Annotated in this window: 1 rRNA gene; it reads right to left on the reverse strand. The window is 54.0% G+C overall.

Features of this window, described 5'->3' with window-relative positions:
* Positions 1-350: ribosomal RNA gene (locus ACJ5GX_RS07965) — 16S ribosomal RNA — on the reverse strand; the annotation flags it as partial.

Here is a 350-nt window from a genome sequence, read left to right on the forward strand (position 1 = left end):
TGATGACTTGACGTCATCCCCACCTTCCTCCAGTTTATCACTGGCAGTCTCCTTTGAGTTCCCGGCCGGACCGCTGGCAACAAAGGATAAGGGTTGCGCTCGTTGCGGGACTTAACCCAACATTTCACAACACGAGCTGACGACAGCCATGCAGCACCTGTCTCAGAGTTCCCGAAGGCACTAAGGCATCTCTGCCAAATTCCGTGGATGTCAAGAGTAGGTAAGGTTCTTCGCGTTGCATCGAATTAAACCACATGCTCCACCGCTTGTGCGGGCCCCCGTCAATTCATTTGAGTTTTAACCTTGCGGCCGTACTCCCCAGGCGGTCGACTTAACGCGTTAGCTCCGGA

This window comes from Wolbachia endosymbiont of Tuta absoluta (assembly GCF_059414725.1).